Raw genomic sequence first — 16,480 nt, forward strand, 5'->3', positions numbered from 1 at the left:
GCATGCGATACACCACCCTCGGCTCCAGCGGCACCGTCGTCTCCACCCAGTGCCTCGGCACGATGACCTTCGGCGCGGAGGCCGATGAAGCGACGTCAGGCGCCATCCTCGAAGCGTTCGTCGAGGCCGGCGGTACCTTCCTCGACACCGCCGACGTCTACTCCAAGGGGGTCTCGGAGGAGATCATCGGCCGCTGGCTGAAGGCCCACCCCGAGGACGCGAGGGACCTGGTGATCACGACCAAGGGTCGCTTCCCGATGGGTGACGGTGCGAACGACCTCGGTCTCTCGCGTCGCCACCTGCGGCGCGCGCTCGACGACTCGTTGCGGCGGCTGGACGTCGAGCACATCGACCTCTACCAGATGCACGCCTGGGACGGCGTGACGCCGCTGGAGGAGACGCTGCGGTTCCTCGACGACGCCGTCACCGCCGGCAAGATCTCGTACTACGGCTTCTCGAACTACCTGGGCTGGCAGGTCACCAAGGCGGTGCACACCGCTCGCGCGCACGGCTGGACGCCGCCCGTGACACTCCAGCCGCAGTACAACCTGCTGGTCCGCGACATCGAGCACGAGGTCGTGCCGGCCTGCCTCGACGGCGGCCTCGGACTCCTCCCGTGGTCGCCGCTCGCCGGGGGCTGGCTCACCGGCAAGTACCAGCGCGACACCACCCCCACCGGCCAGTCCCGGCTGGGCGAGGACCCCGAGCGCGGCATGGAGGCCTGGGGCCCGCGCAACAAGCAGGAGCGCACCTGGGCGGTCATCGACGCCGTCGGCGAGGTCGCGAGCCAGAGCGGCGTGACGTCGGCGCAGGTCGCGCTGGCCTGGGTCGGCGCCCAGCCCGCCGTCACGTCGGTCATCCTCGGTGCCCGCAACGTCGAGCAGCTCACCGACAACCTCGCCGCCGCGGACCTGGACCTCCCTGCCGACCAGCTCGATCGCCTGACCGCGGTGAGCGCGCCACAGGCTGACGACTACCCCTACGGCCCCGGCGGGGTGGACCAGCGGCACCGAGCCCTCAGCCCGACGGAGTGAGCAGCTGCTCGACCCGGTCGAAAGCCGCCTGGTCGCGGTACTGGGCGCGGTGTGCCCGGCAGAGATCCAGGGCGGTCGCGCCGTCGTCGTCCGTGGCCAGCGGATCGGCACCGAGCGCCAGCAGGTGAGCCACCGACCGGTCGCGGCCACCCTGGGCGGCGACTCGCAGCGCCTGGCGTCCCCAGACGGCGTCCACGGCGTCCACGGGAGTCCCCGCGGCGACGAGGACGTCGAGCACGCCCAGCCGCTGGTGGTCCGCGGCCATGACGAGGGCGCGTAGTCGGGCCTGCTCGTCGGCGTCCTCGACGAACCCGCTGACGTCGCCGACGGCTGCAGCCTCCTCGACCGACGCCGGGGTCGCACCGGCTGCCACGAGGACGTCGACGACGTCGGTCATGCCGAAGACCGCGGCATGGAGCAGTGCCGTCGCCCCGGGCACGCCACCCGCCGTCGCGGAGGAGCGAGCCCCGAGGTCGGCGCCCGCCGCCACGAGCTCCGTGGCCACCGCGGCATCGCCATAGCTCGCCGCCGTGATCAGCGGTGTCTCGGAGTCACCCTCCTCGCCTTCGACCGGGGCCCCGGCCTCGAGCAGCGCCCTCGCGAGGTCTCCTGTCCCCGGCACATCGCCCCACACGCCCGTCGCGGTGTCGTACCGGAGCATCGCGACGTACCCGAGCGGAGAGGCGCCCCGCGGGTGGCCCGGCACGGGACCCATCGAGGTCGCAGCCCGCCGCGGCTCCGCAGCCAACAGCGAGCGCAGCGCCACGACGTCGCCGGCCCGGAGGACGGCGAGCAGGCGCTGGTCGGACTCTCTGTCCACGGGCAGTCCTCAGTAGAAGCCGTGGCGGTCGAGCGCGGGCACGAGCTCGACCTCCCCGTAGGCCAGGTGGTCCAACAGGGTCTGCGACAGCTGGTCGACGACCCTCTGCAGCTCGGCCGTGCCGGAGGCGCCCGACACCAGACCCACGAGCGCCTCGTCGAGCTGTTCGAGCACGTCGTGGATCACGAGGTGCTCCGACTCCAGCCGGTCCAGCACCGGCGTGAGCGCGGGGTCGCTGCGCCGCAGGTGCGGGAACACCGAGCGGTCCTCGAGGCCGTGGTGGCCCGTGACGAAGCGGCAGTACTGCGCGCAGTAGGCACCGAGCGTCCAGTTGTTCTGTCGCATCGTGAGCTCGTTGATGGCGTTGCGCGCCCGATGGGCCTGCTCCTCGCCGGCCACCACCTGCTCGACGATGTCGCGCAGCCGGGTCAGCTCGGCCCGCAGGCCGTCGTGCACCTCGACGAGGTGGGCCCCCGCGCCCGGATGTGCTTGCGCCGCAACAGGTGCAGCCTCGGGCAGCGGGGTATGCCGTGTGGTCACCTCCACCGCCTCCGTCGCCTCCGGCGGTTGCCCGGCTCGTCGGGCGCGCTCCTGGTCGACCAGCTCGCGCACCGCGGGGGCGACCTCGTGGGCGAACCGCTCGACCTGCTCGAGCGCATTCACGGCGAGGATGTACGTGCTCATCCCCTCGGTGAGGGTGAGCTCGGCGAGCTGCTCGGCCCACTCCCGCGGGGAGCCCTGGAGGAATCCCCCGCCGGACCCGAACCGCCCGTGGATGTTGTAGAGCCGCCGGACCGAGGCGGGGTCGCGCCCCGCTGTGGTGGCCGCGTCGTCGATGGTCTGGTTGAGGTCGCGCAAGGCATCCGGCGCGGCATACCCCATGCTCGGGAGCCAGCCGTCCGCGGACCGGCCGGTGAGGCGCAGCATCCGCGGCTTGTAGGCGCCCAGCCAGATCTCGACCGGGTGCGCGGGAGCCGGGCCCGGGTGCAGCCCGACGACGCGGTGGTGCTTGCCCTCGACCCGCACGGTCGGTCCGCCCCCGCCGGCCCAGACCGCGCGGATCACCTCCATCGCCTCGGCCAGCGACTCGATCGACTCGCCGGGGGTCAGGCGGGTGCCGCCCGCGGCGACGATCGCGTCGAAGAACGCGCCGGTGCCGAGGCCGAGCTCCACCCGGCCACCGCTGAGCAGGTCGAGCGTGGCGACGCTGCGGGCCAGGACGACTGGCGGACGCAGGGGGAGGTTCGCGACGTTCGGCGCCACCCGCACCGACGTCGTGCGGGCCGCGATGACCGACAGCAGGGTCCAGGTGTCGAGGTGCTTGGCCTGGTAGGGGTGGTCCTGGATCGTGACGAGGTCCAGACCGGCCACGTCGGCCGCCTCGCTGAGCTCGAGGACGAGGTCGGCGGAGGCGGCGTCCGGGCTCGGGAAGATGCCGAACTGCAGGGTTTGTCCGTAGTCGGTCATCGTCCTGGTCTCCTCGGCACCGTCTCAGCTCGCCGGCAGGGGGGTGGGTCCACCGTAGGCCGCGGGACGCTCGTAGTCGCCGAGGACCTCCGCCAGCGCGAGGTGGCGCTGCGCGTCGACGTGCCGGCTCTGGCGCTGGAGGGTGCGACCGAGCAGCAGGTGCAGGTAGCCGTCGTCGGGGTGCTGCTCGACCAGCGATCGCAGCTCGGTCTCGGCTCGCCCCAGCTGGGCCGACCCGAAGTAGGCCCGGGCCAGCAGCAGCCGCAGGTCGGTGGTGCCGTGCAGGTGCTCGGCGGCCGCCGACTCGTCGACGAGCTCGCGCAGCGCGGTGGCGGCAGCGCTGAAGTCGCCGTGGTCGAAGAGGCTCTGGGCCCAGTCGAGCCGCAGGGCGAAGGGGGTGCTGTTCGTCGTCATGCCCGCTCAACAATAGTTCGATATTCAACTATTCCGGTCGCTGAGCAGGCGGCGCACGTGGTCGACGACGCCGTCGGCCGCGGCCACGACCTCCGCGTAGGTCTGGTCGAAGGCGGTGTCGTCGCCGTAGTAGGGGTCATCCATGTCGAGGTCCCCGCTGCGGTGGGCGGCGGGGTCGAAGGACCGGAACATCCGCAGCTTGGCGCGCTGGTCCTCGGTGCGGGCGAGCTTGGTCAGCTCACGCAGGTGACCGGCATCGGCGGCGAGCACGAGGTCGACCTCGGCGAGCCAGGACTCCTCGAACTTCCGGGCCACGTGGTCGCGCCCGGCCAGGTCGTCGTGCCCGTTGCGCGCCAGCACCGCGAGGGTGCGCGGGTCGGCGGGGCTGCCGACCTCCCACGAGTGGGTGCCCGCCGAGTCCACGACCACCCGGTCGCCGAGCCCCGCCTCCTCGAACCGCTCGCGGAGGACGAGCTCGCCCATCGGCGAACGGCAGATGTTGCCGGTGCACACGACGGTCACGCGGTAAGGACGTTCGTTGGCCATGACCCCATTCAACCCACCGCGACCACGAGCAGCGCGACGGGGGCCGCGAGCACACCGACGGCGAACGCCACCATCGCCGCGCGCAACCACGGCGGCGCGACGGGTTCGGCGAGCAACCGCATCCGCGCCGCGGTGGTCGCCCGGTCCTCGGTGGCCCCGAGCGCCGTGTCGGGGTGGCTCCCCGCGGCGAGCGCGACGAGGGCGCGCGCCAGCGCCACCGGGCCGGCGGTGCGCCGGGCGGCGCGGTCGGCCAGCACCTCGATGAGCAGGTGCACCTCGCGCAGCGCCTCGGCAGCCCGCAGCCTCGCGGGGACGGCCCGGTGCAGCACGGTGAAGAACTCGAGCACCAGGTCGTGCCGGGCCCGCAGGTGCGCGCGCTCGTGCGCCATCACGGCCGAGAGCTCCTCGGGTGGGAGGGCTGCCAACGCGCCCTCGGTGAGGACCACCCGTCGTCGCCACCCGGGCAGGCAGTATGCCGTCGGCGTGGGGTGCGCGAGCACGCGCACGTGGTGGCCGGTGTCGGTGCCCAACGCGTCGACGAGGATGCGGTGCTCCCGGCGTTGGGCGCGCAGTCGGGTGCCGACCGTGTGCCCCGACCACAGCAGGCGGGCGACCATGGCCGTGCTGAACAGGACGGTGAGGAGGAGCGCCCACCGGGGGAGCGTGGTCGACAGGGCGCCCGCTGGTGCCACGGCCAGCGCGGCGACCACCCCGGCGAGCGAGACGGCCTGCCACACCAGCAGCGCCTCCCGGGGCGCCCGGCGAAACCCGTCCAGCCGGGCCATGACCCGCGGCGCCGGCCCAGTCAGGCCCAGCGCCAGGACCGCCAGCCCCGCTGTCGCGAAGGCGCTGCTCAGGGCGCCTTCGCCCCGGGGCCGTCGAGGTGCCGCGCCTCCACCTCGGCCAGCGCGGCCTTGAGGTCGGCGATCTCCTCGGGTGAGGCATCGCCCAGGAAGTGCAGCATCGCCGACCGGCGGTCGGTCGTCCCCATACCGTGCAGCTGGTCGAGCATGGTCGAGGCGGTCAGCTCCTCCCGGGAGCCGGCGGCGGCGTAGCGGTAGGCGCGTCCGCTGCGCTCCTGGGTGAGCAGCCCGGCCCCGGCCAGGCGGCCCATCACGGTCATCACGGTGGTGTACGCGAGGTGGCGGCTGGGCCCCAGGGCGTCGTGGACCTCGCGCACCGACACGGGCGCGCGGTCCTCCTCGGCGGCCCGCCAGACCTGCTCCATCACGGCGCGCTCGAGGTCGCCGAGCGTGTTCATCGCCTTGCGGTGCATCGTCACCTCATTCCGCTCACTGCAGGGTCGGCACGGCGTCGAGGACCGTGGTGGACCGGGTCAGGTCCATGATGCCGTGTGCCTCGGCCAGGCCTTCGGGTCGGTGGCTCACCACGACGACGCTGCGCGAGCCGCGGGCCGCCAGCAGGTCGCGCATGACGGCCAGCGCCGTGGGGTGGTCGAGGTGGGCCACCGGTTCGTCGAGCAGCAGCACGGGGCGCCCCGAGAGGAGGGCCCGGGCGATGGACAGTCGCGCTCGTTCCCCGCCGCTCAGCCCACGCCCACCGGCACCCAGCCGGGTGTCCAAGCCGTCGGGCAGACCGGCGAACCATGGCTCCAGACCGGCCGAGCGCAGGGCTTCGACGAGGTCGGGGTCGAGGGCGTCGGGCTGGGCCAGCCGCAGGTTCTCACGCACCGTGGTGGCGAAGACGTGGGGCTCGTCGTCGACGACCGCGAAGAGCCCGCGCACCCGGTCGAGCCGCAGCCGCAGCGCGTCCTGCCCCTCGACGAGGTAGCTGCCCGCGTGGGGGTCGAGCTGCCGGGCGAGCACGGCGAGCAAGGTCGACTTGCCGCAGCCGCTCGGCCCGGTGACGGCGACCACCGCCCCGGGTGCGATCTCGAGGTCGGCCCCGGCGAGCGCAGCGTGGCGCCCGTCCCAGGTCGCGCCCACGCCGCGGAGCCGAAGGTGCGGGACGCCGTCGGCGGTGGAGTCGTCACCGGCCAGCTGCGGGGCCGCGACCGCGGGCCGCTCGTCCAGCAGCTCCGTCAGCCGACGCCCTGCGGCGCCGGCTCGCGCCCAGGCCCGGGCGGACTCCGGAAGGGCGCTGAACACCTCCGAGAGCGCGAACGGCGCGAGCACGAGCAGCGCCGAGACCGGTGCGCCGTGGTCGGTCCGCAAGGCCACGCCCGCACACCCCACCGTCGCGAGCGCGGTCGCGAGCGGCAGGGCCGCCGTGGCCATCGAGCGTCCGCGGCTCTGGGCGCGGGTGGCGCGAGCCACCTGACGCTGGGCGTCCTGCACCCACCCGACCGCCTCGTCCCGGGCACCGACGGCCTGGAGCTCGAGCGACTGGCTGGCGACGAGCTCGGTGACCCGGGCCACCTCGTCGCGCGCGGCCACGAGCTCGTCCATCGACCGGGTCTCGAGACGCCACGCGAGCAGCGTCGTCAGCGCGGCGACGAGCAGGAGTCCTGCCACGACGAGCCCCGCCGCAGGTTCGATCCACGCGCACAGCACCACGGTCGCGAGCGCGGCGAGCGCCGTCGTCACGAACGGCACGGTGACCCGCACCTGCGCCTCCACCCGCTCGGTCAGGTCGTCGACCACCCCGGCGAGCATGGCCGCCCGGCCGCGGCGCGGCAGCCGGGCGGGCGTGAGGGGCACGAGCGCGGCATACAGCTCCGTGCGGGCGGTCGCGAGGTCGTCCAGGGCGGCGTCGTGCGAGCGCAACCGCTCCCAATAGCGGAACACCGGCCGGGCCATGCCGAACGTGCGCACGGCCACGATCGCGGTCAGCAGGGTGAGGATGGCCGGGCGCTCGCTGGCGCGGACGATGAGCCATCCCGACGTCGCGGTGAGCGCGACACCAGAGCCGAGCGCGGTCGCGCCGAGGGCGCCGGCGGCGAGGATGCGGGGCGAGACCCGGGTCATGCCGGCACCCCCGGGGTCGCGGTGGCGCGCAGGGCCACGTGGTGGTCGGCCAGTGCCAGCAGCTCGTGGCGGTGGGTGACGGCGACGACGCAGCGGTGCCGCGCCAGGCCGAGGATCACGCGGTGGGCCACGGCTGCCGACTCGTCGTCGAGGTGGGCGGTGGGCTCGTCGAGCAGCAGCACCTCAGCTCGCGAGAGGCAGGCCCGGGCGAGGACGAGCCTGGCGCGCTGCCCGGCCGAGAACCCGCGGCCGTCGTCACCGAGCGGGGTCTGCAGGCCCGCGGGCTGGGCGGCGACCACGCCGTCGAGGCCGACGTCGCGCAGCACCTCCCAGATCGCGGCGTCGGGCACCGGTCCGGTCCCCAGCGTGAGGTTCTCGCGCAGGCTGCCGACGGTGAGGAACGGGCGCTGGGTCACGAGGTGGGTCGTCCCGGTGCGGACCGTGCCGCTCGCCGGCGTGCGCAGCCCGGCGACGAGCTCGAGGAGGGTGGACTTGCCGCAGCCCGACGGCCCGGTGACGACCGTCAGCCCGGTGCGTGCCGCGAGGTCGACGTCGGCGAGCACCGGTGCGTCCGACCCCGGGTAGGTGTAGGAGAGCCCGCGCACGACGACAGCTTCCGGGCCATCGGCCGCTGGTCCGGGCTGCGGCGGCTCGGTCGGGTCGGAAGCCGGGCGATGGTCCCCACGCTGAGGGGTGGACAGCTGCGGAAGCGCCGAGGCCAGCGCGGCCGCGCCGTCCGCGGCGCTGTGGAACTCCGCCCCCACCCGACGGATCGGCCAGTACGCCTCCGGCGCGAGCAGGATCGCGAGCAGCCCCGTCCCGAGCCCCACCGACCCGTGCGACAGGCGCAGCCCGACGGTCACCGCCACGATGGCCACGCAGATGGTGGCGAGCAGTTCGAGGGCCGCCGAGCTGAGGAAGGCCAGTCGCAGGGTCGCCATCGTCGCGCGACGGTGCCGCTGGCTGACGGAGCCGATGGTCTCCACCTGGCGCTCGCCACGGCCGTACGCCACGAGGGTCGGCAGCCCGCGCACGACGTCGAGGAAGTGCCCGGACAGGTCGGCCAGGGCACCCCACCGGCGGTCCGTGGCGTCGCGGGTGGTCGCCCCGATGAGTGCCGCGAACAGCGGCAGCAGCGGCAGCGTCAGCACGACGACGAGCGCACTCAGCCAGTCGACGAAGGCCAGCGTCACGACCGCCAGCGCCGGCACCACGGAGGCGGTGACGAGGGCAGGGAGGAAGCGCGCGACATACGGCTCCACGCTGGCGGCACCCTGGGAGGCGAGCGTGACGGCTTCCGCCGGTGCGGGGCGGGCGTCGGCCGGGGCGGTGAGCCACCGGGTCAGCAGCTGCTCCCGCAGCGCACTGCTCACCGTCGTGCCCGCCGACGCCGCGACCGTCTCCCCGACGAACGACAGCACCGCGCGCACCACGAGGACGACGACCAGGTATGCCGCGGGGGGTGTCACCGGCTCGCCCCGCACCACCGCGACCACGAGCGCCGAGAGCGCGAAGGCGGTCGCGATCGTCGCGACGCCCTGCGCCACGCCGACCGCTGCGAGGACCCCGAGCGGTCGGCGGGCCTGCGGGACCGCGCGCAGCAGGGCGGGGTCGAACGGACGCATCAGTGGCTCGCGGCAACCGGGATGTGCTGGGTGCCGATGCGCTTGCGGAAGACCCAGTAGGTCCACGACTGGTAGAGCAGGACGATCGGCGTGAAGACCAGGGCGACCCAGGTCATGATCTTCAGCGTGTAGGGAGTGCTCGAGGCGTTCGCGGTGGTGAGTGACCACGCCGCATCGGTGCTGCTCGGCATGACGTCGGGGAAGAGCAGGAGGAAGTACGTCGCGACCGCCATGGCGATCGTGACGAACGTGCCGACGAACGCCCAGCCCTCGCGCCCGCGGAGGTTGGCGGCCAGGGCGCCCACCAGGGCGAGCGCGGCCACCACGGTCGTCACCCACGAGGCGGCGCCACCGTCGGCGGCACCGAGGATCCCCAGCAGGGCCACGGCCAGGACCGCGGTCACCACCCCGGTGCGGGTGGCGATGGCCCGCGCGTCCGCCCGGATCGGCCCTTCGGTCTTCAGTGCCACGAACAACGCGCCGTGGGTGAGGAACAGGCCCAGCGTCACGAGTCCGCCCAACAGGGACACCGGGTTGAGGAGGGTGAAGAGGTTGCCGGTGAACTCCTTGTTGCCGTCGATCGGCAGGCCCCGGACGACGTTGGTCAGCGCGACCCCCCACAGCAGCGCGGGCACCAGCGACCCGACGACGATGGCCGTGTCCCACCGCGCCCGCCACCGCACGTCGTCGCGCTTGCCGCGGTAGTCGAACCCGAGGTTCCGCACGATGAGGGCGACGAGGATCAGCAGGAGTGGCAGGTAGAACGCGCTGAACATCGTGGCGTACCAGTGGGGGAAGGCGGCGAAGGTCGCGCCGCCAGCGGTCAGCACCCACACCTCGTTGCCGTCCCAGACGGGGCCGATGGTGTTGATGAGCACCCGCCGGCGCTTCTCGGTGGTCTCGGCGTCCCCACCACGGCCCAGGACGGGCAACAGCATGCCGACGCCGAAGTCGAACCCCTCCAGGACGAAGTAGCCCGTCCACAGGATGGCGATGATGACGAACCAGACGGTGCTGAGTTCCATGGCGGTGCAGGTCCTCTCGGAAAGTGACGGGGAACGGTTCGGTCAGTACGCGAAGGCGAGGGGTGCTTCGTCGTCCTGGGTGGCCTGGGTCGCGGGCTCCTCGAAGGGGAGCGCGCCTGCCCGCAGGTAGGTGAGGAAGAGCTTGACCTCGACGACGGCCAGCAGGCCGTAGAGCAGGGTGTAGACGACCATCGAGGTCACCACCTCGCCCGCGGCCACCGAGGGGGACACCCCGGTCTTGGTGGCCATCACCCCGAAGACCAGCCAGGGCTGTCGACCGACCTCGGTGAAGATCCACCCGAAGCTGTTGCCCAGGATGGGCAGCAGCGGCGCGGCCAGGATCGCCCAGTGCCACCAGCGCGCCCGGGGGATGCGCTCACCACGGGTGGTCCACAGCGTCAGCAGCGCGATGAGGGCGGCCAGCACGCCGACCCCGATCATCAGCCGGAAGCTCCAGTACGACAGCGGGATGTTCGGCGTGTACGTCGCATCGGCGGTGAGCGGGCTTCCGGTGCCGTACTTCTGCGCGTACTCGGCCTTGAGCTCGTTGATCCCCTGCACGCTGCCGTCGAAGTGGCCGGTCGCGAGGAAGCTCAGCACGCCCGGCACGGTGATGGCGAACTTCTCCTCGGAGCCGTCCAGCGACCCGACGGTGAGCAGGCTGAACGGCGCGTTGCCGTCCGAGCTCTCGTAGAGCGCCTCGGCCGCGGCCATCTTCATCGGCTGGACCTCGGTCATGATCTTGCCCTGCACGTCGCCCGTGACGGCCACACCGAGTCCGGCGACGAGCACCACGACGGCGCCCAGCCGGGTGGCCCGGCGGTACATCCCGGCGTCGGCGCCCACGTCGCGACGACGCAGGTGCCACAGTGCCACGGCCATGACCATCGCCCCACCGACCATGTATGCCGCGATGACGACGTGCGGGAACGTGACCAGCTGGACCTTGTTGGTCAGGACCGCCACGAAGTCGGTCAGCTCGGCCCGCTTGGTCTCGGGGTTGTAGCGGTAGCCGACCGGGTTCTGCATGAAGGAGTTGGCGGCGAGGATGAAGTAGGCCGACAGCAGGGTGCCGATGTGGACGATCCACATGCACGCGGCGTGCAGCTTCTCGGGGATCCGGCCCCAGCCGAAGATCCAGAGGCCGAGGAAGGTCGACTCGAGGAAGAACGCGAGCAGCGCCTCGATGGCCAGGGGTGCGCCGAAGATGTCGCCCACGAACCGGCTGTAGTCGGACCAGTTCATCCCGAACTGGAACTCCTGGACGATGCCGGTCACCAGCCCGAGGGCGAAGTTGATGGTGAAGAGCTTGCCGAAGAACTTGGCCAGGCGCAGGTCGTCCTCACGCCGGCGCCGCACCCACGCGGTGTGGTACCACGCGACGAGCGCCGACATCCCGATCGTCACGGGCACGAACAGGAAGTGGTAGACGGTGGTGATGGCGAACTGCCATCGAGCGAGGTCGAGGTTGTCCATCCGGGCTCCGCGGTCGACTGGGCTACTACATGACGTAGTAGATACTACGCCATGTAGTAGGCAGGTCGACAGGGCCGAAGGTCCCGACCTGGATCCAGTCGGGGGGGGCGTCAGTCCGGGTAGCCCAAGGGGTTGGCGCGCTGCCAGCGCCACTGGTCGACGCACATGTCCTCGATGGTGCGCGTCGCCTTCCACCCCAGCTCGCGCTCGGCCCGGGACGGATCGGCATACGACGCGGCGATGTCACCGGCACGGCGACCCACCACCTCGTGCGGGAGGTCGTGGCCACAGGCCTTCTCGAAGGCGTGCAGCACCTCGAGCACCGAGGTGCCGTGCCCGGTGCCGAGGTTCCAGGTCGACACCCGGTCATCGGTCGCGGCGAGCTTGGTCAGCGCGGCGAGGTGGCCCGCCGCCAGGTCCTCCACGTGGATGTAGTCGCGCAGGCAGGTGCCGTCCGGGGTGTCGTAGTCGTCTCCGAAGATCTCGAGCTTCTCGAGCGTGCCGACCGCCACCTGGGCGATGAAGGGCATGAGGTTGTTGGGGATCCCCGACGGGTCCTCGCCGATCGTGCCCGAGGCGTGCGCACCCACCGGGTTGAAGTAGCGCAGCAGGGCGATGCGCCACCGCTCGTCGGTGCGGGCGACGTCGCGCAGGACCTGCTCGATCATCACCTTGGTCCAGCCGTACGGGTTGGTCGCCGAGGTCGGCAGGTCCTCGGTGAACGGGGGCGTGGCGCTCTCGCCGTAGACGGTCGCCGACGACGAGAACACCAGCCGGAAGCACCCGTGCCGCTGCATCGCCCGCACCAGCGCGAAGGTCGCGTCGAGGTTGGTCTGGTAGTACTCCAGCGGCACGTCGACGCTCTCGCCGACGGCCTTGAGCCCCGCGAAGTGCACGACCGCGTCGAACTTGCGTTCGGCGAAGAGCGACTCGATCTTGTCGCGGTCGGTGAGGTCGAACGCGTGGACCTCCACGGGACCGCCGGTGAGTGCCTCCAGCCGCGGCACCACGGTGGGCTTGGCGTTGGAGAAGTTGTCGACCACGACGACCTCGTGGCCGGCAGCCCTCAGCTGGACGACGGTGTGGGACCCGATGTACCCGGCGCCGCCGGTGACCAAGACGCGCATGGCCCCACCGTATGCCGCCAGCCCGGGTCCCAGCCACGCGTCGCCACCTCGTGGGCACCGGCGCCGTCAGCGACCGTTCCTGGCCCGCTGCACTGTCGGTGCCACGTCCAGTCAGGTGTGGTCGTCTCGTACGGATGGCGGGTGTGGAACCACGTGCGTCCGGTCCACCGCACGGGGTTGACGGCTGCGGGGAACCTGCGCCCGTCTCGGAACCGCGCCACCAGCTCGGTCGGGTACCACTCGAAGGGCTCGACGAGCCGACCATCGTCATCGCTCCGCAGCTCGAGGTGGTAGGCAGTGCCCTCGAGGGCCGTCAGGACGTCCGCGAGCTTGAGCCGCCCCGGCTCGCTCTCCAATCGCGCTTGGTGGGACTTGCTCCACCCCGACAGCACGGCCTGCTCACGCTGGTTCGTGCCGGCAGCGTTGCGCTGGCGGCGCAGGGCCAGGCCGATGCAGTCCAGCAGGGTGAGCGAGTCCTGGACCTCCTTCCACTGGGCGAGGAGCCGGAGTCGACGTGCGGACGCTATGCCGTGCCCCTCAGCGTGGGGCAGGGTGAGGCTGCACCCTGCCCCTCAGGGTGGGGCACGGCATAGCGTCGAAAGATCTACGTTCCGGCTCCTGCTGCCCGGGTCGAGAGGCTGCGCGACCGACCGCGGAACTCGGCGACCAGCGCGCCGTCGGACTCGCGCGTCACCGTCACGTCGGTGATGCCGCTGCGCCCGTAGGCCGCCCGGACCCGGCCCTCCGCGACCAGCACGTCACCGCGGTGCGCCGAGGTGACGAAGGTGATGTCGGCTCCGGCCGCGACCGTCAGGCGTCCGCGAGAGTTGCAGGCCAGCGCGAAGGTCGAGTCGGCCAGGGTGAAGATGAACCCGCCGTGCGCGATGTCGTGCCCGTTGACCATCGAGTCCGTCACGGTCATCCGCACGACTGCGTGGTCCAGCTCGATGACCGTCGCCTCCATCCCCAGCGCACGCGATGCCTCGTCGTCGGCCCACATCGCCCGGACGTGCGTCAGGTCTGCGGGCAACGCGCCGTCCTCGTCCATGGGTCGGAGTCTGGCAGAGACGGTCGGCGCGCCACAGCGGAAGGTGCGCCGTGGTGGTGGACCACGGCGCACCCCCCCAGGGCTCCCTGCTGGGTCAGGTCAGGGGCGTCACGGCCTGCACGAACTCGTTCGTGAAGGTCTTGGCCAGGTCGATCGACTTGCCCTTGACCTTCGGGTTGAACTCACTGAGCACCGCGAGGCAGGTGGGCGGACCGTCCGCGGGCATCAGGCCGGTCGGGTTGAAGATCCCGCGCTCGCTGTCCAGCGCCTTGACGTACGCGGCCTTCCCGACGCCCTTGTAGTAGTCAGCCGGCATCTGGTCGGCGATCTGGGCCCCGGTGTGGCCCTGGATCCAGGTCAGGGTCGCGACGTAGGCGTTGACCAGCTTCTGCACGGTGGCCTTGTTGGCGTTCACCCAGTCGGTCGGCATGTAGAGCGACGTCGCCGGGTAGGTCCCGCCGAGGGCGGCCTTGGAGCCCTCCGCCGTACGCATGTCGAGCAGGATGAAGGCGGTGCCGTCGGACAGCGCCTGGGAGACCGTCGGCTCGGTGGTCATGCCGCAGTCGATGGCCTTCTGCTTCATCGCCGCGAGGAACGTCTGGCCCGCACCCACGCCACGACGGGTCTCCTGGCTCGGGTCGACGCCGTTCTTCTTGCTGAGGTACTGGGTGAGGAAGTCGGTCGAGGACCCCGTGTCCGTGATGCCGAGCTGGCGACCCTTGAAGTCGGCCGGGCTGGTCACCTTGCCCTTGAGGTCACTACGGCACAGTTCCACCTCGCCCGGGATCTGGAGCATCGACACGACGGCCTCGGAGGACTTGCCCTGCGCCTGGAGGGCGATGTTGTGGTCGTAGAAGCCGCCCACGCCCTGGACCTGCCCGGCGAGCATGTTCTGGGTGGCGTCGCCGCCGGCCGGCTCGTCGATGAGGTTCACGTTGACGCCGGCCTTGTCGTAGTAGCCCAGCCGCTTGGCGAGCATGAACGGCAGGTAGATCTGCTTGCTCATGCCGCCGACCATGATCGTGACAGCCGGACCGGTGGCCTTCGAGCTGCTGCTGCTGCTGGCGCCGCCGGCCGCTGCGGCCCCGGACGAGCCCGAGGCGTTGTTGGCACACGCGGCCATGGTGGTGGCGGCGAGGAGTGCCGTGGCTGCGGCACCGATTCGCTTGGTGTTCATGAACTCTCCTTTGAGTGAACGGGGGAACTGCTGTGCTGTGGTGTCGTGGTGCGGATTGCCGGAGCGCGGTCGGCGCAGGGGTCACTCGATGGCCGCACCTCCGTGCATCTGCGGCGGACGCCACCTCAGGAGGCGACGCTCGAGGAGCGTGATGAGTCCTTCGGCGGTCAGCGCGATCACGGCGACCAGGACCATGCCGGCGAGCACGCCGTTCATGTCGAAGTTGTTCTGCGACGAGCGGATCAGCAGGCCCAGGCCCTGGTTGGCGCCGAGGATCTCCCCGACCAGCGCACCGATGAGGGCGAACCCGAAGCTGATGTGCAGGCTGGCGAGGATCCAGGTGAAGGCCGAAGGCAGGACGACGTCCTTGGTCACCTGCCAGCGCGAGGCGCCGAGGAGCCGGGCGTTGGCGATCAGGTTGCGGTCCACCTCGCGGGCCCCTTGGAAGGCGTTGAAGAACACGCCGAAGAAGACCAGGACGACGGCGAGCATGACCTTGGACTGGATCCCGAAGCCGAAGGCGACGGTGAAGATCGAGCCCAGGATGATGCGCGGGATGGAGTTGGCCGCCTTGAGGAACGGCGCGAACAGCTCGGAGAGCAGCCTGACCCGGCCGAGGGCGATGCCGCACACCACGCCCAGAACCGACCCGATCGCGAAGCCGAGGACGGCCTCCTCGAGGGTGACGAGGATCTGGTCCAGCAGCGAGCCCTGCGCCGTGCCGACGGTGACCCAGTCGTGCAGCGTCGTCCAGACGCCGGTCGGCTCGCCCCAGAAGAAGGGATCCACGATCTTCGCGTTGACGCACAGCTGCCAGGTGACGAGCAGCGTCGCCAGGATCGCGACGCGGACGACCGCCAGCGTCAGCCTCCGACGCAGCGCACGCTGCCGGGGCGAGACGCTGCCGGTGGGGACCTCGGTGGGAGGGAGCTGCGCCGCGAGGGCGTCCAGGTCCCCGGAGGTGGACGTGTCGATGGTGCCCATCACGACGCCACCTCCGCCATCCGGGTGGTGCGGGCGTAGGCCTCGGCCACCTCGGCCCGCAGGGCCTCCCAGATCTGCTCGTACAACCGGGTGAACCTCGGGTCGAACCGGATCTCCTGGACGACCCTCGGGCGGGGCAGGTCGATCTCGAACTCGGCCTTGACCGTCCCCGGTCCGGCGGTGAGGACCACCACCTTGTCAGCGAGCGCGATGGCTTCCTCGAGGTCGTGGGTCACGAACACGACTGCGGGCTTGGTCTGGTCCCACAGCTGGAGCAGCTCGGTCGACATGATCGCCCGGGTCTGCACGTCCAAGGCACTGAACGGCTCGTCCATCAACAGGATTCGCGGCTGGTTGATCAGGGACTGCGCGAGGGCGACGCGCTTGCGCATACCGCCGGACAGCTGGTGGGGATACCGGTCCTCGAACCCGCTGAGCCCGACTCGGCGCAGCCAGTCGCGGGCCAGGGCAGTGGCCTCGGCTCGGCTTGCCCCCCGGTAGGCCGGTCCGGCGGCGACGTTGTCGAGCACCGACCGCCACGGGAAGACGGCGTCCTGCTGGAAGACGAATCCGGTGTGGGTGTCGATCCCCTTGACCGGGGCCCCGTCGACCAGCGCCTCCCCGCGAGACGGGCGCTCGAGCCCGGAGACCAGGGTCAGGGTGGTCGACTTGCCGCACCCGGTGGGACCGACGACGGCACAGAACTGGCCCTCCTCGACGGTCAGGGACAAGTCCTTCAGGGCGGTGTACGTGCCCCCGTCCGCGGTCGCGAACTTCTTCGTGACGTTGCGCAGTTCGATGGCCGCCATT

General features: G+C 71.8%; 16 protein-coding genes. 1 reads left to right on the forward strand and 15 read right to left on the reverse strand.

Annotated features, from left to right (window positions below):
• The first annotated feature begins 2 nt into the window (after positions 1-2).
• The gene (locus tag AC1DX8_RS08790) at positions 3-1,034 is read left to right on the forward strand and encodes an aldo/keto reductase (protein WP_477629536.1); all 1,032 of its coding nucleotides are present in this window, start codon (positions 3-5) and stop codon (positions 1,032-1,034) included.
• On the opposite strand, the gene AC1DX8_RS08795 is transcribed toward AC1DX8_RS08790, so the two are convergent.
• The 15 genes from AC1DX8_RS08795 to AC1DX8_RS08865 form a co-directional block, all read right to left on the reverse strand.
• Positions 1,018-1,854, reverse strand: a complete 837-nt coding sequence (locus tag AC1DX8_RS08795) for an ankyrin repeat domain-containing protein (protein WP_477629537.1) — start codon at positions 1,852-1,854, stop codon at positions 1,018-1,020. The two genes, AC1DX8_RS08790 and AC1DX8_RS08795, sit on opposite strands and share 17 nt — an antisense overlap.
• A gap of 9 nt (positions 1,855-1,863) precedes the next feature.
• On the reverse strand, positions 1,864-3,321 hold the full coding sequence (locus AC1DX8_RS08800) for an LLM class flavin-dependent oxidoreductase (RefSeq protein WP_477629538.1): 1,458 nt from the start codon (positions 3,319-3,321) through the stop codon (positions 1,864-1,866).
• A gap of 24 nt (positions 3,322-3,345) precedes the next feature.
• On the reverse strand, positions 3,346-3,735 hold the full coding sequence (locus AC1DX8_RS08805) for a tetratricopeptide repeat protein (protein ID WP_477629539.1): 390 nt from the start codon (positions 3,733-3,735) through the stop codon (positions 3,346-3,348).
• 24 nt (positions 3,736-3,759) lie between these two features.
• On the reverse strand, positions 3,760-4,281 hold the full coding sequence (locus AC1DX8_RS08810) for a low molecular weight protein-tyrosine-phosphatase (protein ID WP_477629540.1): 522 nt from the start codon (positions 4,279-4,281) through the stop codon (positions 3,760-3,762).
• Between the two features lie 8 nt (positions 4,282-4,289).
• Entirely contained in the window at positions 4,290-5,066 is a 777-nt protein-coding gene (locus AC1DX8_RS08815) for a M56 family metallopeptidase (RefSeq protein WP_477629541.1), read from the reverse strand.
• A 68-nt stretch (positions 5,067-5,134) separates the two neighbouring features.
• Positions 5,135-5,557, reverse strand: a complete 423-nt coding sequence (locus AC1DX8_RS08820) for a BlaI/MecI/CopY family transcriptional regulator (RefSeq protein WP_477629542.1) — start codon at positions 5,555-5,557, stop codon at positions 5,135-5,137.
• A 16-nt stretch (positions 5,558-5,573) separates the two neighbouring features.
• The gene (cydC, locus tag AC1DX8_RS08825; RefSeq protein ID WP_477629543.1) at positions 5,574-7,208 is read right to left on the reverse strand and encodes a thiol reductant ABC exporter subunit CydC; all 1,635 of its coding nucleotides are present in this window, start codon (positions 7,206-7,208) and stop codon (positions 5,574-5,576) included.
• A complete protein-coding gene (gene cydD / locus AC1DX8_RS08830; protein ID WP_477629544.1) occupies positions 7,205-8,833 on the reverse strand; it encodes a thiol reductant ABC exporter subunit CydD in 1,629 nt (542 codons plus the stop codon). The genes cydC and cydD overlap by 4 nt, the downstream gene beginning before the upstream one ends.
• Positions 8,833-9,858 carry a cytochrome d ubiquinol oxidase subunit II gene (gene cydB / locus AC1DX8_RS08835; protein WP_477629545.1) on the reverse strand — a complete coding sequence of 342 codons (1,026 nt, stop codon included), beginning with the start codon at positions 9,856-9,858 and terminating at the stop codon, positions 8,833-8,835. Before cydB ends, cydD begins: the two co-directional genes overlap by 1 nt.
• A 42-nt stretch (positions 9,859-9,900) precedes the next feature.
• Positions 9,901-11,334: a cytochrome ubiquinol oxidase subunit I gene (locus AC1DX8_RS08840; protein WP_477629546.1), complete on the reverse strand. Its 1,434-nt coding sequence runs from the start codon at positions 11,332-11,334 to the stop codon at positions 9,901-9,903.
• Between the two features lie 110 nt (positions 11,335-11,444).
• Entirely contained in the window at positions 11,445-12,461 is a 1,017-nt protein-coding gene (galE, locus tag AC1DX8_RS08845) for a UDP-glucose 4-epimerase GalE (protein ID WP_477629547.1), read from the reverse strand.
• Between the two features lie 604 nt (positions 12,462-13,065).
• Positions 13,066-13,509: a hydroxyphenylacetyl-CoA thioesterase PaaI gene (paaI, locus tag AC1DX8_RS08850; protein WP_477629548.1), complete on the reverse strand. Its 444-nt coding sequence runs from the start codon at positions 13,507-13,509 to the stop codon at positions 13,066-13,068.
• Between the two features lie 94 nt (positions 13,510-13,603).
• Positions 13,604-14,686, reverse strand: a complete 1,083-nt coding sequence (locus AC1DX8_RS08855; RefSeq protein ID WP_477629549.1) for an ABC transporter substrate-binding protein — start codon at positions 14,684-14,686, stop codon at positions 13,604-13,606.
• An 81-nt stretch (positions 14,687-14,767) separates the two neighbouring features.
• Positions 14,768-15,670: an ABC transporter permease gene (locus AC1DX8_RS08860; RefSeq protein WP_477629550.1), complete on the reverse strand. Its 903-nt coding sequence runs from the start codon at positions 15,668-15,670 to the stop codon at positions 14,768-14,770.
• Positions 15,670-16,479 (reverse strand): ABC transporter ATP-binding protein, encoded by an 810-nt coding sequence (locus tag AC1DX8_RS08865; RefSeq protein WP_477629551.1) that lies wholly within the window; start codon positions 16,477-16,479, stop codon positions 15,670-15,672. The genes AC1DX8_RS08860 and AC1DX8_RS08865 overlap by 1 nt, the downstream gene beginning before the upstream one ends.
• Position 16,480 lies beyond the last annotated feature (1 nt).

The organism is Pedococcus sp. P2_A3 (assembly GCF_056405035.1).